This window comes from Pseudomonas sp. CLCA07 (assembly GCF_053615335.1).
This window is the reverse complement of sequence record NZ_CM132131.1, coordinates 4,699,404-4,715,169: the sequence shown is the minus strand read 5'-3', so window position 1 is coordinate 4,715,169 and position 15,766 is coordinate 4,699,404. Positions and strand designations below refer to the sequence as shown.

At 58.7% G+C, this 15,766-nt stretch carries 13 protein-coding genes and 1 pseudogene; 6 read left to right on the top strand and 8 right to left on the bottom strand.

The window, feature by feature from the left end:
* Positions 1–161: 161 nt before the first annotated feature.
* From ACWGZX_RS21690 to ACWGZX_RS21665, 6 genes and pseudogenes are all read left to right on the top strand, one after another.
* Positions 162–631: pseudogene (locus ACWGZX_RS21690) on the top strand (hypothetical protein); the annotation flags it as partial.
* Positions 632–1,564 carry an ABC transporter substrate-binding protein gene (locus ACWGZX_RS21685; RefSeq protein ID WP_452625371.1) on the top strand — a complete coding sequence of 311 codons (933 nt, stop codon included), beginning with the start codon at positions 632–634 and terminating at the stop codon, positions 1,562–1,564.
* Positions 1,561–3,462: an ATP-binding protein gene (locus tag ACWGZX_RS21680; RefSeq protein WP_452625370.1), complete on the top strand. Its 1,902-nt coding sequence runs from the start codon at positions 1,561–1,563 to the stop codon at positions 3,460–3,462. The genes ACWGZX_RS21685 and ACWGZX_RS21680 overlap by 4 nt, the downstream gene beginning before the upstream one ends.
* Before the next feature lie 247 nt (positions 3,463–3,709).
* Positions 3,710–4,225, top strand: coding sequence for a 3-hydroxyacyl-[acyl-carrier-protein] dehydratase FabA (gene fabA / locus ACWGZX_RS21675; protein WP_223519708.1), 516 nt, complete (start codon positions 3,710–3,712; stop codon positions 4,223–4,225).
* Positions 4,226–4,236: 11 nt separating this feature from the next.
* The gene (gene fabB / locus ACWGZX_RS21670; RefSeq protein WP_223519709.1) at positions 4,237–5,457 is read left to right on the top strand and encodes a beta-ketoacyl-ACP synthase I; all 1,221 of its coding nucleotides are present in this window, start codon (positions 4,237–4,239) and stop codon (positions 5,455–5,457) included.
* A 426-nt stretch (positions 5,458–5,883) separates the two neighbouring features.
* Positions 5,884–6,072: a hypothetical protein gene (locus ACWGZX_RS21665; protein WP_223519711.1), complete on the top strand. Its 189-nt coding sequence runs from the start codon at positions 5,884–5,886 to the stop codon at positions 6,070–6,072.
* Positions 6,073–6,142: 70 nt separating this feature from the next.
* Here the strand turns inward: ACWGZX_RS21665 and ACWGZX_RS21660 are convergent, their stop codons facing one another.
* The 8 genes from ACWGZX_RS21660 to ACWGZX_RS21625 form a co-directional block, all read right to left on the bottom strand.
* Entirely contained in the window at positions 6,143–6,685 is a 543-nt protein-coding gene (locus ACWGZX_RS21660) for a DUF2058 domain-containing protein (protein ID WP_452625369.1), read from the bottom strand.
* Between the two features lie 28 nt (positions 6,686–6,713).
* Complete coding sequence (mazG, locus tag ACWGZX_RS21655) at positions 6,714–7,547, bottom strand: nucleoside triphosphate pyrophosphohydrolase (RefSeq protein ID WP_007949508.1); 834 nt, start codon at positions 7,545–7,547, stop codon at positions 6,714–6,716.
* Positions 7,548–7,685: 138 nt separating this feature from the next.
* The gene (gene relA, locus ACWGZX_RS21650) at positions 7,686–9,929 is read right to left on the bottom strand and encodes a GTP diphosphokinase (protein WP_452625368.1); all 2,244 of its coding nucleotides are present in this window, start codon (positions 9,927–9,929) and stop codon (positions 7,686–7,688) included.
* Between the two features lie 123 nt (positions 9,930–10,052).
* On the bottom strand, positions 10,053–11,405 hold the full coding sequence (rlmD, locus tag ACWGZX_RS21645; RefSeq protein WP_452625367.1) for a 23S rRNA (uracil(1939)-C(5))-methyltransferase RlmD: 1,353 nt from the start codon (positions 11,403–11,405) through the stop codon (positions 10,053–10,055).
* Positions 11,405–12,307 (bottom strand): cysteine synthase CysM, encoded by a 903-nt coding sequence (cysM, locus tag ACWGZX_RS21640; protein ID WP_452625366.1) that lies wholly within the window; start codon positions 12,305–12,307, stop codon positions 11,405–11,407. The genes rlmD and cysM overlap by 1 nt, the downstream gene beginning before the upstream one ends.
* A gap of 80 nt (positions 12,308–12,387) precedes the next feature.
* On the bottom strand, positions 12,388–13,437 hold the full coding sequence (locus ACWGZX_RS21635) for a PDDEXK nuclease domain-containing protein (protein WP_452625365.1): 1,050 nt from the start codon (positions 13,435–13,437) through the stop codon (positions 12,388–12,390).
* A 182-nt stretch (positions 13,438–13,619) separates the two neighbouring features.
* Positions 13,620–15,050 (bottom strand): histidine kinase sensor domain-containing protein, encoded by a 1,431-nt coding sequence (locus ACWGZX_RS21630; RefSeq protein ID WP_452625364.1) that lies wholly within the window; start codon positions 15,048–15,050, stop codon positions 13,620–13,622.
* Positions 15,037–15,759, bottom strand: a complete 723-nt coding sequence (locus ACWGZX_RS21625; protein ID WP_452625363.1) for a response regulator transcription factor — start codon at positions 15,757–15,759, stop codon at positions 15,037–15,039. The genes ACWGZX_RS21630 and ACWGZX_RS21625 overlap by 14 nt, the downstream gene beginning before the upstream one ends.
* Between the last annotated feature and the right edge of the window lie 7 nt (positions 15,760–15,766).

The following is a 15,766-nucleotide window of genomic DNA, read 5'->3' as shown; positions in this document are numbered from 1 at the left end:
GCTCGGTTAACATGCGCGCCAACTCATCACGATCAAGGGTATGACGTGTCGTTTGGTTCTCCTTCACCCCGCTCGCCGCTGGTGATGGCGCTGATCTTCAGCCCGTCCTTGCTGGCCGACGACATGTTTCTCGACAATGAATCGCGCGCCACATCAGCAACCTGTGTGGCGACATCGATCAGAGGCCCCTGGAATCGTGCTATGACATGGAAGTGCAAGACACCCTCAGCCTGTCCGACAGTCTGCGACTGGTCAGCGGCATGAACTATCGTTACGACCGGGCAGCTTCCGAGACCTGTTTCAACGGCACGCTCGACGACACCCCCTGTACTCGGAGGCGATCCGTTCGCCAGACATGTTCGAGAACAACGTCAACTGGAGTTACCGGGTGACCCATTTGCAGCCCACGGCTTACGGCCAGACCAGTGCCTGTTACCTCGTCAAGACCCGGGGTCCAGGCGATCTCGACAACGAACGCATGTGCTCGCGAGAGCTTGGCTACATGGGCAAGGCCAATCTGGAATTGGCCGGCATCCTTCAACAACGCCTGGATAACCAACCCACCACGTTCGTCGACAACAACTACGACGAGCGTCGGGTGCTTTACTTCAGCGCGGAGCTGATGTTTTAAATGGGGCATCGCCTGTCATGGAAATCTCCGCCACTGGGCCGCCTGCTGGCCAAGTTGTGCCTGGTGGCTGGCTGTTTGCTCGGCGTCCTGCCGACACAGGCCGCCGACATCCTGTTGACCGGCGCCGAAGACAATCCCGGCGTGCAATCCTTCGTCCGCGCGCTGAGCGACATGCGCCCTGCCGACAGTGTGCGTTTCCAGCCACTGGCGAGCCTTCCATCACCTGGTAAACTGCCCGCCGCCGCCCGCCTGATCCTGCTTGATCTGCCGAGCCTCGACTGGCGCCAGCAAGAGGTTCAGGGCCCGGCGACGTTGGTGCTGCGCATCAGCCGCCTGCAAGCCCAGCAACGTTTCGGCGTTGACGTTCCACTCCACCTCAGTCTGCTCTGGAGCGATGCGCCGCTGGATCGGCAATTGCGCCTGACCCGACTCATCTTGCCGCAGGCGCAGCGCATCGGTGTGCTGTACGACAATCACAGCGAATTCCTGTTGAAAGAATTGCGCCTGGCCGCACTTGGACTGGAGCTTGAAGTGGTCGCCGAGCGCTGGAATAACATCCATGACAGCCGCCCCTTGCAGACCTTGCTGAATAACTGTGACGTGCTGCTGGGCCTCGACGATCCCGACCTCTACAACCCGAAAACCGCAAAAAACCTGCTGTTGAGCAGCTATTCCCGGCAATTGGCATTGATCGGCCCCAACGCCGCTTTCGTCAAGGCGGGCAGCCTGGCCAGCACTTACAGCGATCAGAGCGACTGGCTGCAGATGCTCGACGAATTGCTCGATCTACCTGCGGCGAGTTGGCCGCGGTCGCTATATCCGCAACACTTCAAAGTATCAAGTAATCCGCAAGTGGCTCGTTCATTAGGTATCGAACCGATCAATGAAGCAGCTATTGCCACCCAATTGGCTGAAGGAAAAAGCCTGCCATGACCCTCCGACGCCCCTGGGACATCAGCACTCGCACCCAGATGATCAGCCTTGGCCCTGCCCTGCTGCTGACGTTGTTGCTGATCAGCTTCTTCACCTTCGTGCGGATCCAGGACCTGCGTCAGGAGCTCAACCACACCGGGCAATTGATCGCCAACCAATTGGCACCCGCCGCCGAATACGGGGTGATTTCGGGTAACAACGAGGTGCTTGAAAGTTTGCTCAAGGCGACACTCGCCACGCCGAACGTGCGCTTTCTGGAGGTCCAGGACAACGCCAACCGGATTTTGGTGTACGTCGAGCACCCGTCGGAAACCTACAGGCGCTCACAACAGGTCGAAGTGTTCCAGGCACCGGTGCGGCTGCAACGGATAGCGCTCAACAATGATTTCTTCCAGGGCCCCAAAGCCGCCAGCATTGGCCCCACCGAGGACTATCTGGGGCGGGTAATCGTCGGTCTTTCAAATGATGCGTTCAGCCAGCGTCAGCAGGAAATCCTGTTCAAAGCCGCCATCCTTGCGCTGTTCGCCCTGCTGTTTACCTTTTTGGTGGCCCGGCGTCTGGCGGGCAGCCTGTCGCAACCGATCCGCGATATTGGCAACGCAGTGAAGGCGATCCAGCACGGCGATTACAAAACACCCTTGCCGATTGTCGACGACACCGAGCTGGGTGCGCTGTCGCAGCACATCAACAACCTCGCCGCCGGCCTCGAACAAGCCAGTCGCGAACAGCATCAGGCGATGGCGCAATTGATCCAGACGCGCGAGGAGGCGGAAAAGGCCAACAATGCCAAGTCTGACTTCCTGGCGATGATGAGCCATGAACTGCGTACACCGATGAATGGCGTGCTCGGTATGCTGCAATTGTTGGAAACCACCGACATGACCGAGGAGCAGATTGAATACGCGGCGCTGGCCTCGGAGTCCACCGAACACCTGCTCAAGGTCATCAACGATATTCTCGACTTCTCGCGTATCGAGCGTTCGGAGCTGGAACTGGAACACATCCCGTTCAACCTGGCGGACCTGATCAGCAGTTGCGCCCAATCGTTCCAGCACAGCGCGTTACAGCGCGAGCTTGATCTGCAGTTGTTGATCCCCGAGGACATGCGTGCCCTTCAGGTTCAGGGCGATCCGACACGGATCCGGCAGATTCTGGTCAACCTGGTCGGCAATGCATTGAAGTTCACCGAGCAGGGCCGCGTCAGCATTGAACCGCAGTGGCAATCGCTGGATCACGAACTGCTGTGGTTTACCTGCACCGTGCGCGACAGCGGCATCGGCATTTCGGCTGAAAGCCTGGAGTTGATGTTCAATGCCTTCCAGCAGGCCGACAGCTCCATTTCACGGCGCTACGGTGGCACCGGTCTGGGCCTGCCGATTGCCCGCACGCTGGCGGAACGCATGGGCGGCACCTTACGTGCGCAGAGCGAGGAAGGCCAAGGTTCGGTGTTTACCCTGGAAATCCCACTGGCGCTCTATAAGCAGTCGCTGCCGGTACTGACACCCCGGGCACAGACCGGCAACGATGATGGCGCAGGTCGCAATGTGCTGCTGGTCGAGGACAACCCGGTCAATCAGACCGTCATCGAAGCAATGTTACGCAGCCTGGGTTTTACTGTCAGCGTCGCGACCGATGGCGCGCAAGCCGTGCGCAGTGCCGAGAGCCTGATTTTTGAAGCGATTCTGATGGACTGCCGGCTGCCGATCGTCGACGGCTACGAGGCGACCCGACAGATTCGCCAGTTGCCCGGCTGCGCGAACTTGCCGATCATCGCTTTGACCGCCAATGCGTTACAGGGCGACCGCGAAGCCTGTTTGTCGGTGGGCATGAACGATTATCTGGCCAAGCCCTTCAAACGTACTGATTTGCAGCAAATTCTGCAGCGCTGGGTGCAGTAGTACAGGCCTTTCGAGCATCTGCGACTGGCGTGAAAGGCGAAAGTGCGGCAGTCTTAGGCACCCGAACAGGCCCGAAAAGGGGCTTGAATAATAATTTCAGTGCACAAGTGTACATTCATGTCCTTGGTGCTGTGACTTTCACCACAACGCAATAGTCTATGAGTAGGCTGCTGACTCGAGGCATGAACGCTTCGATCGGCCGGGATATTTGCCCCACCCTGCCGCATGGGACTATTGAGGAGCTCGCATGACCCAACAAAACGCCTTTACTCGGGAAGACCTGCTGCGCTGCAGTCGCGGTGAGCTGTTCGGCCCAGGTAACGCACAACTGCCCGCCCCGAACATGCTGATGGTGGATCGCATCACCCATATCAGTGCCGAGGGTGGCAAGTACGGCAAAGGTGAATTGGTCGCCGAGCTGGATATCACTCCGGACCTGTGGTTTTTCGCCTGCCACTTCGAAGGTGATCCGGTGATGCCAGGCTGCCTGGGCCTTGACGCCATGTGGCAACTGGTCGGTTTCTTCCTTGGCTGGCAAGGTCTGCCGGGCCGTGGCCGTGCGCTGGGTTCGGGCGAAGTGAAATTCTTCGGCCAGGTACTGCCAACCGCCCAGAAAGTCACCTATAACATTCAGATCAAGCGTGTGTTGAAAGGCAAACTGAACCTGGCCATTGCCGACGGTTCGGTCAGCGTCGACGGCCGCGAGATCTACACCGCCGAAGGCCTTCGGGTCGGCGTTTTCACCTCCACTGACAACTTCTAAGGGTTATCCGCATGCGCCGCGTCGTTATCACTGGTCTGGGCATCGTTTCGTGCCTGGGCAATGACAAAGAGACCGTCTCCGCTAACCTGCGTGCAAGCCGCCCTGGCATCCGGTTCAACCCGGAATATGCCGAAATGGGTCTGCGTAGCCAGGTTTCCGGCTCCATTGACCTTCCCCTCGAAGAGCTGATCGATCGCAAGATCTTTCGCTTCGTCGGCCACGCGGCGGCTTACGCCTACCTGGCCATGAAAGACGCCATCGCTGACTCCGGCCTGAGCGATGAGCAAGTCTCCAACCCGCGTACCGGTCTGATTGCCGGTTCCGGTGGCGCCTCCACGCTGAACCAGATGGAAGCGCTGGACATCCTGCGCGAGAAAGGCGTGAAGCGCGTTGGCCCATACCGTGTCACGCGGACCATGAGCAGCACCGTTTCCGCTTGCCTGGCCACCCCGTTCAAGATCAAGGGCCTGAACTACTCCATCGCTTCTGCCTGCGCTACCAGTGCTCACTGCATCGGTACTGCCATGGAACAGATCCAGATGGGCAAGCAGGACATCGTATTTGCCGGCGGCGGTGAAGAAGAGCATTGGAGCCAGTCGTTCCTGTTCGACGCCATGGGTGCACTGTCCAGCCAGTACAACGAAACCCCGGAAAAAGCTTCCCGTGCCTACGATGCCAAGCGTGACGGTTTCGTCATTGCCGGCGGTGGCGGCATGGTCGTGGTCGAAGAGCTGGAACACGCTTTGGCGCGCGGCGCGAAGATCTACGCGGAAATCGTTGGCTACGGCGCGACCTCCGACGGCTACGACATGGTCGCCCCAAGCGGCGAAGGCGCTATCCGCTGCATGCAGATGGCAATGTCCACCGTTGACGCTCCGATCGACTACCTGAACACCCACGGCACCTCGACTCCGGTCGGCGACGTCATGGAAATGAAAGGTGTGCGCGAATTGTTCGGCGACAAGGCTCCGGCCATCAGCTCCACCAAGAGCCTGTCGGGTCACTCCCTGGGCGCCGCCGGCGTTCACGAAGCGATCTACTGCATGCTGATGATGGAAGGCAACTTCATGGCGGGTTCCGCCAACATCGACGAACTGGACCCGGAAGTGGCAGACATGCCGATCCTGACCAAGACTCGCGAAAACGCCACCATCGACACCGTGATGAGCAACAGCTTCGGTTTCGGTGGCACCAACGCCACGCTGGTACTGAAGCGCTGGGCGGGTAAGTAATACCTCGCCGTTTCGCTGCACAAAAAAAACGCCCCGACTGGTTTGGGGCGTTTTTTTTTGTGCGATCGAAAAACTGCGGGCAAACACAAATCCTGTGGGAGCTGGCTTGCCTGCGATGACGTCGGCACTCCAAACATTCATGTTGCCTGACACTCCACTATCGCTGGCAAGCCAGCTCCTACAGGTTGTGCAGTGCTCCATCCATCGGACTCGAATCGCGTGACTTTCTTCAATGGAAACATGAAGCTTTTGTCATAAAACCCAACACCCTGCGACCGAATGTCGCGCGTTTCGCGGGCTGCAGGACTTTTGCAGAATTGGCAATTATTCGTTACCGATCCCAGGCATTTACTTAGCAAGCTACCAAAACATATAACAGAGGCCTGCACATGCCTTGGTGCAGGTAACTGAGATTGGAGCAAGCAGATGACTGTCAAAGTAACTGAACGCGACGATTCACATAAATCCCATGAGGGTGTAGCGGCCGGTATCCGCATTTGGGATGTCCATCAACAAGACCTGTTGGTGGGGATGTTCCACTCCGAAACCGACGCCCACAACTACAAAGCCGAACTGGAAACCCTGGAGCAGAAAAGAGCGTCGCTCTGCGCCTGAGCAACTACAGCATTGAAAACGACAAACCCCGCCGTGAGCGGGGTTTGTCGTTGTTGAAGCCTTTAACGGCTTACCACATCAGATCATCCGGAATCTGATAGGCCGCGTACGGATCGTCCTCGGCGGCCACTTCTTCAGTCTTCACGTTCATCTGCACGATACGCTGTGGATCGCGCTCCTGGATCTTCAGCGCCGCTTCACGGGGGATCACTTCGTAGCCGCCGGCGTGGTGCACGATGGCCAGCGAACCGTTGCTGAGCTTGTTGCGCATCAGCGTGTTGACGCAGAGGCGCTTGACCTTCTTGTCGTCAACGAAGTTGTAGTAATCCTCGGTGGTCAGCTTCGGCAGACGCGAGACTTCGATCAATTGCTTGACCTGAGCGGCGCGGGCCTTGGCCTCGACCTTTTCCTGCTGCTGACGGTTCAGCTCCTGGTCGCGCTTGACCTTCTCGGCCATGGCTTCCTGGGCTGCACGCTGCTGCGAGTCATCCAGTTCGATCTGACCCTTATGGGCCAGGCGCTGCTGTTTCTGCTTCTCTTTGCCGACCTGTTTGGCCTGCTTCTGGTTGACCAGCCCTGCTTTGAGCAACTGGTCGCGAAGGGAAATGCTCATGGTGCTTGTTTCTCACTTAGGCAACTGCTCAACCGCAGCTGGTCAAATTCTTTTCCTGACGTTTGGCTTCGCCCCACAAGGCGTCCAACTCTTCGAGGGTGCAATCTTCTATGGGACGGTGGGTGTCGCGCAATGCCTGTTCGATAAAACGGAAGCGTCTTTCGAACTTGCTATTGGCGCCACGCAGCGCGGTTTCCGGATCAACCTTGAGATGACGCGCCAGATTGACCACCGAAAACAGCAGGTCACCCACCTCATCGGCAATCGCTGCCGAGTCATTGTCGGCCATGGCTTCGAGCACTTCATCGAGCTCTTCGCGGACCTTGTCCAGCACCGGCAAGGCGTCCGGCCAGTCGAAACCGACCTGCCCGGCGCGCTTTTGCAGTTTCGCCGAACGGGACAAGGCAGGCAGCGCAGCCGGTACATCGTCGAGCAACGACAACTGCAACGGTGCCGCTGACTTCTCGGCGCGCTCCTCGGCCTTGATCTCTTCCCAGCGCTGCTTGACCTGTTCTTCACTCAGGCGCGGGATGTCCACGGGCGCATACAGATCACCGGTAGGAAACACGTGAGGATGCCGACGGATCAACTTGCGGGTGATGCTGTCGACCACACCGTCGAATTCGAAGCGCCCTTCTTCCCGCGCCAGTTGGCTGTAATAAACCACCTGAAACAGCAAATCGCCCAACTCACCCTGCAAGTGATCGAAGTCACCGCGCTCGATGGCGTCAGCGACTTCGTAGGCTTCCTCAAGGGTGTGCGGGACGATGGTGGCATACGTTTGCTTGATGTCCCATGGGCAACCGAACTGCGGGTCGCGCAGCCGGTTCATCAAGTGCAGCAGGTCTTCAAGTGAATACATCTATCAATCTCTACACGATCCTTGTAGGAGCTGGCTTGCCAGCGAAGATGTCACCTCGGTGTTCCTGAAAGACCGAGGTGTCTGCATCGCTGGCAAGCCAGGCTCCCACAAAAGCACAGCCTGCAATAAGGTGACCCGTCAAGGCGTCCGGTTACGACGGGTTTCGATGATGTTCGGCAACTGGGAAATCCGCCCCAGCAACCGCCCCAGTGCATCCAGCCCCGGAATCTCGATGGTCAGGGACATCAACGCCGTGTTGTCCTCTTTGTTCGAGCGGGTGTTGACCGCCAGCACATTAATCCGCTCATTGAGCAGCACCTGCGACACGTCACGCAGCAAACCGGAGCGGTCGTAGGCGCGGATGATGATGTCCACCGGGTAGGTGAGCACCGGCACCGGGCCCCAGCTGACCTGAATGATCCGCTCTGGCTCGCGACCGCCCAGTTGCAGCACCGAGGCGCAGTCCTGGCGGTGAATGCTTACGCCACGGCCCTGGGTGATGTAACCAACGATTGCATCGCCCGGCAATGGCTGGCAGCAGCCAGCCATTTGCGTCATCAGGTTGCCGACGCCCTGGATCTGGATGTCGCCGCGCTTGCCCGGTTTGTAGCCGGTGGCCTTGCGTGGGATCAGCTCCAGCTGTTCGTTGCCGCGTTCCGGTTCGACCAGTTGCTGAGCCAGGTTCACCAGTTGTGCCAGGCGCAAATCTCCGGCACCCAACGCCGCGAACATGTCCTCGGACGTCTTCATGTTGGCCTTGTCAGCCAGCTTGTCGAAGTCCACTGCTGGCAGGCCGAGGCGACTGAGTTCGCGCTCAAGCAGGGTCTTACCGGCCGCGACGTTCTGATCGCGCGCCTGCAATTTGAACCAGTGGACAATCTTTGCCCGCGCCCGGGAGGTGGTGATGTAACCCAGGTTCGGGTTCAGCCAGTCGCGGCTCGGGGTGCCGTGCTTGCTGGTGATGATCTCGACCTGTTCACCGGTTTGCAGGCTGTAGTTGAGCGGCACAATACGCCCGTTGATCTTCGCGCCACGGCAGTTGTGACCGATTTCGGTATGCACGCGGTAAGCAAAGTCCAGCGGCGTCGCGCCTTTGGGCAAGTCGATGGCGTGACCGTCCGGGGTAAAGATGTAGACCCGGTCCGGCTCGATATCGACCCGCAGCTGTTCCGCCAGGCCGCCAATATCGCCCAACTCTTCGTGCCACTCGAGGACCTGACGCAGCCAGGAGATTTTCTCTTCGTAGTGATTGGAGCCGGATTTGACGTCGGTGCCTTTGTAGCGCCAGTGCGCGCACACGCCCAGCTCGGCTTCCTCGTGCATGGCGTGGGTGCGGATCTGCACTTCCAGCACCTTGCCTTCAGGACCAATCACCGCCGTGTGCAACGAGCGGTAGCCGTTCTCTTTCGGGTTGGCGATGTAGTCGTCGAATTCTTTCGGGATGTGCCGCCACAAGGTGTGGACGATGCCGAGCGCGGTGTAGCAATCGCGCATCTCCGGCACCAGCACGCGAACGGCGCGCACGTCATAGATCTGGCTGAACTCCAGACCCTTGCGCTGCATTTTGCGCCAGATCGAATAGATGTGTTTGGCCCGGCCACTGATGTCGGCATCGACGCCGGTGGCGTGCAATTCGTTCTTCAGCTGGCTCATCACGTCGGCGATGAAACGCTCGCGATCCAGACGCCGTTCATGCAGCAACTTGGCGATCTGCTTGTACTGGTCAGGCTCAAGGTAACGGAAGGACAAGTCCTCCAATTCCCACTTGATGTGACCGATACCGAGACGGTGCGCGAGTGGCGCATAGATGTCGAAGACTTCACGGGCGACGCGATTGCGTTTCTCGTCGTCGGCGGTTTTCACCGCTCGAATCGCGCAGGTGCGTTCAGCCAGTTTGATCAGCGCGACGCGAACGTCGTCGACCATGGCGACCAGCATTTTGCGCAGGTTTTCGACCTGGCCCTGAGTGCCCAGCACCAAGGATTTACGCGGGCTCAGACTGTCGCTGATCGCCGCCATGCGCTGCACGCCGTCGATGAGCTTGGCCACCAACGGACCGAAGCGCTGGCTGACGGCAGGCAACAGGATCTGGCCTTCGCGCACACCACGGTACAAGATCGCGGCAACCAGTGAATCCTGATCGAGTTTGAGGTCGGCCAGAATCTCGGCGATCTCAAGGCCCGTGCGGAAACTCGAGGTCCCTTCGGACCAGAGATTCTTCGCCGCATTGGCCTGTTGTTCAGACGTACGAGCGAACTCGCACGCTTCCTTCAAGGCTTCGCGATCCAGTGCCGGATCGACACTGACCGCATGATCGAGCCAAGCCTCGAGATTGATACTGCCGTCTGTATTGATCGGCTGGTGTGCTCTCACCTGTACCATCTTGCTTACCTTCCCTATGACGCAGATTCAATGCGTCAAATCGCTGACCTTCGTTGCCCGATTGCCCTCACGGGACTCATGCGAGAGCTGCACGGGCGGGCCAGTCGGACCAGACGAGCAGTCCTAGCTCGCTTCAAATAACGCCATGGCCTCGACATGTGCCGTTTGAGGAAACATATCGAGAATCCCGGCACGTTTTAACCGGTAGCCCTGCTTGATCAACTCAACTGTATCGCGCGCCAACGTTGCCGGGTTGCACGACACATACACCAACCGTTTGGCGCCCAGGGACGCCAGCTTGCGCACCACCTCGAAAGCACCGTCACGCGGTGGGTCCAAGAGTACCGCACAAAAGCCTTCGCGCGCCCATTCGGCATTAGTCAAAGGCTGGGATAAATCGGCCTGAAAAAATTGCGCGTTATGCAGATTATTGCTAGCCGCGTTGACAGCGGCGCGCTCGACCATGGCCTGCACACCTTCCACCGCCACCACTTCACGAACGGCCTTGGCCAGCGGCAGGGCGAAATTACCCAGACCACAAAACAAATCCAGAACCCGCTCATCCGCCTGAGGTTTGAGCCAGTCCAGCGCCTGGGCGACCATGGCTTCGTTGACCCCTGCATTGACCTGAATAAAATCCCCGGGCCGGTAGGCCAGGTCCAGGTCCCAACGCTCCAGGCGATAACCCAGCGACTGGCCGGCTTCGACCGGTTGCGGGTCACCCTCTCCGTGCAGCCACAATTGGGCTTCATGGAAAGCGCAGAATTCCTTGAGGATCGTCAGGTCGGCGTCAGACAACGGTGCCATGTGCCGCAGCAACACGGCCAACGACGAACCGCTGAACAATTCCACATGCCCCAGCGCCTGAGGTTTGCTCAAGCGACGCAGCATCTCCGGCAAGCGGGTCATGATCGGTTGCAAGGGCTGTACCAGCACCGTGCATTCATTGATCGCGACGATGTCCTGACTGCCCGCGGCACGGAATCCGACTTCGAGTTTTTTCGCCTTCATGTCCCAGCGCACCGCCACCCGGGCGCGACGGCGGTAACCGAATTCCGGACCGCTCAACGGCGCGGCCCACTCTTGTGGTTCGACACCGGCGACCTTCGATAATTGTTCGGCGAGCATGCGCTGTTTCAGGGCAAGTTGTTCGGTATGGGGCAGATGCTGCACGCTGCAGCCGCCACAGCGACCGGCATGCGGACACGGTGCCGGACGACGCAATTCACTGGCCTGGAACACGCGTTCGGTGCGTGCCTCGACCACTTTGCCATGGGCGCCCAACACCCGCGCTTCGACTTCTTCACCGGCCAAGGCGCCGATGACGAACCAGGTGCGACCTTCGAAAAAGGCGATACCGCGACCGTCATTGGCCAGGCGCTCGATGCTCAAGCGCTGCTTTTTGCCGGTCGGGATTTGTGGGGCCTTGCTGCCGCCCGTGGGTTGGAAGCGCAGGCCTCTCTCGTGCTTGGCCATCAGTTAGGCGCGTCGAAAATGCCGGTCGACAAGTAACGGTCGCCACGGTCACAGATGATCGCGACGATCACCGCGTTTTCAACTTCCTTCGACAGGCGCAGCATCGCTGCCACCGCACCGCCCGAGGACACGCCACAGAAGATGCCTTCTTCGCGGGCCAGACGACGGGTCACGTCTTCGGCTTCGCTTTGCGCCATGTCGACGATGCGGTCTACGCGATCCGCCTGATAAATCTTCGGCAGATATTCCTGCGGCCAGCGACGGATGCCCGGAATTGCCGAGCCTTCCATCGGTTGCAGGCCGATGATTTGCACACCTTCGTTCTGCTCTTTCAAGTAGCGCGAGACGCCCATGATGGTGCCGGTGGTGCCCATCGAACTGACGAAATGGGTGATGGTGCCTTCGGTCTGACGCCAGATTTCCGGGCCGGTGGTGGTGTAGTGCGCTTGCGGGTTATCACCGTTGGCGAACTGGTCCAGCACCGTGCCACGGCCTTCGGCTTCCATTCGCTGAGCGAGGTCGCGGGCGCCTTCCATGCCTTCTTCCTGGGAGACCAGGATCAACTCGGCGCCATACGCCGTCATGGCGGCTTTACGCTCGGCGCTGGAGTTGTCCGGCATGATCAGGATCATCTTGTAACCCTTGATCGCGGCCGCCATCGCCAAAGCAATCCCGGTGTTACCGGACGTTGCTTCGATCAGCGTATCGCCGGCGTGGATCTGCCCGCGCAACTCGGCGCGAGTGATCATCGACAGCGCCGGCCGGTCCTTGACCGAACCCGCCGGGTTATTCCCTTCGAGCTTGAGCAAAAGGGTATTGCTGGTGGCGCCGGGCAGGCGCTGCAAACGAACCAGCGGAGTGTTGCCGACGCAATCGGCGATGGTTGGGTACTGCAAGGTCATGGCGTATTCGCAATCCAGACTGCGGGGGCGACTATCATACCGACAAACGTTCGCAGGCCATATCACGCAAAGTGTGGTGCTTATGGCTTATGGGAATAAGCGACTGGATCAGGACTCTCTGCCTGCGCAATATTCAAGGCGTAGAACTCGTGAAGCTTGGCCTGCAACAACTGCTTGTCCGGAAGTTGGACTTGATATTCAGCTATCAACGCCGGCGACAGGCTGCGGTTGAGGGAGTATTCGACCACTTCGTCATCCTTGCTGGCACAAAGCAATACACCGATGGCCGGGTTTTCGTGGGACTTGCATTCATTGCGATCCAGCGCTTCCAAATAGAAGTTCAGCTTGCCCAAATACTCCGGCTTAAAACGACCGACCTTTAGCTCAATGGCTACAAGGCAATTAAGGCCACGGTGGAAGAACAGCAGATCCAGGGCAAAATCACACCCCCCCACTTGCAGCGGATACTCGGAACCGACAAAGCAGAAGTCACGACCCAGCTCGATCAGAAATTCCTTGAGGCGCGCCAGCAACCCTTTATGCAGATCGCTTTCGGCATGGCCACCGGGCAGGTCGAGGAACTCGAGCATGTAGGCATCACGGAATATCTCAAGCGCGGTCGGGTGAGATTGTCTCAGTACCGGTGATATTTTTGCTGGCTGGGTCACGCTTCGCTCGAACAGTGCAGCCTTGAATTGACGTTCTAACTCACGCGTCGACCATTTTTCCTGGATGGCCAGGCGCAAATAGAACTCACGTTCTTGCGGGAGTTTGCTCTGACTTAGAATGAGTAGGTTCTGGGTCCAGGGTAATTGTGTCAGCAGTGCTGACACTTTTTCATCTCCCCGGTAAGCCTCGTAGAACTGGCGCATACGGAACAGATTACGCCGGGTAAAACCGCGCAACCCTGGTTGAGTCTTGGCCAGATGCTCGGCCAGTTGACTGACCACAGAATCGCCCCATTCGGCTTTTTCCAGCTTGCGACTGATGTAAGCACCCACCTGCCAATACAGCTCAATTAGCTGGGTATTAACCGCCTGCATGGCCTGCTGTTTGGCACTTTGAATCAGCGCAAGCACTTCATTGAAGCGGTCGTCGGTTGCATTGTCGGGGAAGCTGGATGCATTCATGCCGGACTCCTGAGGACGAGGAAAAACGCGAGTCTATTCCGTCGAGTCAGGTTGAAGGTGTCGGTAATACCCTTTAGGAAACGTCGTACAAATAAACGGGAACGCTCCGGCAAAACCAACTTCTTGGTGGCTGGGAAGGCCTCATCGCGAGCAGGCTCACTCCTACAGGGGGATCGGGGTGATCACACCATTTGTGGGCGACTCATCTCCTCTGTGGGAGCGAGCCTGCTCGCGAAGGCCTCATCGCTGACACCATCAATATCAGCCAGCAACCGCATATTAAGCCGCAACCCCGTCCCAGTGTTCTGAGCCCAAAGCTGTCCACCCTGCCGCCGCACCGCATTCCTCGCAATGCTCAACCCCAACCCAAACCCGCCATCCCCCGGACGCGAGCCGTCGAGTCGAATGAACGGACAGAAGATCCGCTCAAGATCGGCCTCAGCCACCCCGCTGCCCTCATCCTCCAGCCACAAATGCCAGAAGTCGCCATCGCGCCGCCCACCGAGACTCACCACACCGCCCTTCGGCGAATGACGAACGGCGTTGCGCAGAATGTTTTCCAACGCCTGCGCCAGGGTGTTGAGATTGCCGCGAACCCAACACGATGAATCCACCGTGCAGTGCAATTGACTGCCCGGCCAGCCACTTTCATAGCAAGCATTTTCCGTGAGCATTTCCCACAGTGCCTGAATCTGGATCGCTTCATCGGGCAACGGTGAACGCTCGGTGTCGAGCCAGGCCAGTTGCAGCGTGTCTTCCACCAGACGCTGCATGCCATCGACCTCCCGACCGATACGCTCGCGCAACGCCGACAGCTCCTGCTCGCTTTCGCTGGCCACCCGCAAGCGGCTCAGCGGTGTCCGCAGTTCGTGTGACAGGTCGCGCAGTAATTGTTGCTGCAAGGCCACGGTGCTTTGCAGGCGCTCGGACATGTGATCGAAGGCCCTGCCCAACTCACCCAATTCATCCGAACGATTGGTGGTGCTGCTCGACAAGCGCACGTTCAACTGGTCAGCGCGCCAGGCGTTGGCCTGTTCGCGCAGACTGTTCAACGGCACGACCAGCAGTCGATACAGACCGACGCATAACAACAGCGTGAACAATCCCGGAATGATGCCGTTGGTGATCACCCGCCAGAAAAGCCGGTATTGCCCCGGAACAAAGCGCTGGGGTAGCTCGATCACCAGGCTGCCGGCCGCCGGGTCGTTTGGAAAGGGGATTCTCAACCATGGCAAGCCTCTGGTGTGGCGACTCGTTGGCCAATCAAGTCCGCGCAAAAAGGTCAGGCGCTGAACTTCTTTTTCCGTCAGCGGATAGCTGCTCAACGACTGCAAGTCAGCGCCGATGACACCGACCCACGATGTCTCGCGCTTGCCGATACCCTGCAGCCAGACATCGACGCCTGCACTCTGGCGTTGATTCCAGGCTTGCTCGGCTTCGGCGGCGTAGCGGGTGAGCGTGATCCGGGCCTCTTCGGACAAGAACAGGTTTTTCTGTTCCATGTACCGGCCCCAGGACCAACTCAGCCAGATCATCAGCAGACAAAACGCTACCAGCAAACAGGCGAGTTTCCAGAACAGCGAGTGCCGGCCTGGCAGGTCAGACCATTTCATCGGCCGCACTCAATACGTAACCCTTGCCCCAGACCGTGCGCACTTCCCGCTCGGTATAGCCGATGCCTTTGAGTTTGCGGCGGATCTGACTGATGTGCATATCGAGACTGCGGTCATGGGCGGCGTAACCGCGTTGCAGCACGTGCTGATAAAGGAAGGCTTTGCTCAACACCTCATCGTCATTGCGATTGAGTGTTTCCAGCAATCGATATTCGCTGCGGGTCAGGCCGGCGGCGTGTGCGCCATAGAAAACCTCACACAGTTCATCGTCGAAATGCAGACTGTCCGCCTCACTGGCCAGCGGTGCCGGCTCTGGCCTCCGGTCGAGCGCCACCCGACGCAGGATCGCTTCGATGCGTACGCGCAATTCGGCCATGCTGAACGGTTTTGGCAAGTAATCATCGGCCCCCAGGCGAAAGCCGCTGATGCGATCCTCTTCGGCGCCCAGAGCGGACATCAACACCACAGGGGTGGAATGGCTCTGGCGCAACTGAGTCAACACATTGAGGCCGTCCAGACCCGGTAACAGAATATCCATCAACACTACATCGAAGGCTTGCTGACGCGCGATGGCCAGGCCTTCCTGACCGTTCTGACACCAGGTCACCTGAAAACCACAACGTCCCAAATGTTCGTGCACATACGCACCAAGCACGAGGTCGTCTTCGATGGAAAGGATTCGGGGATGGCCAATAGAGATGGGAGTCATGAGTATC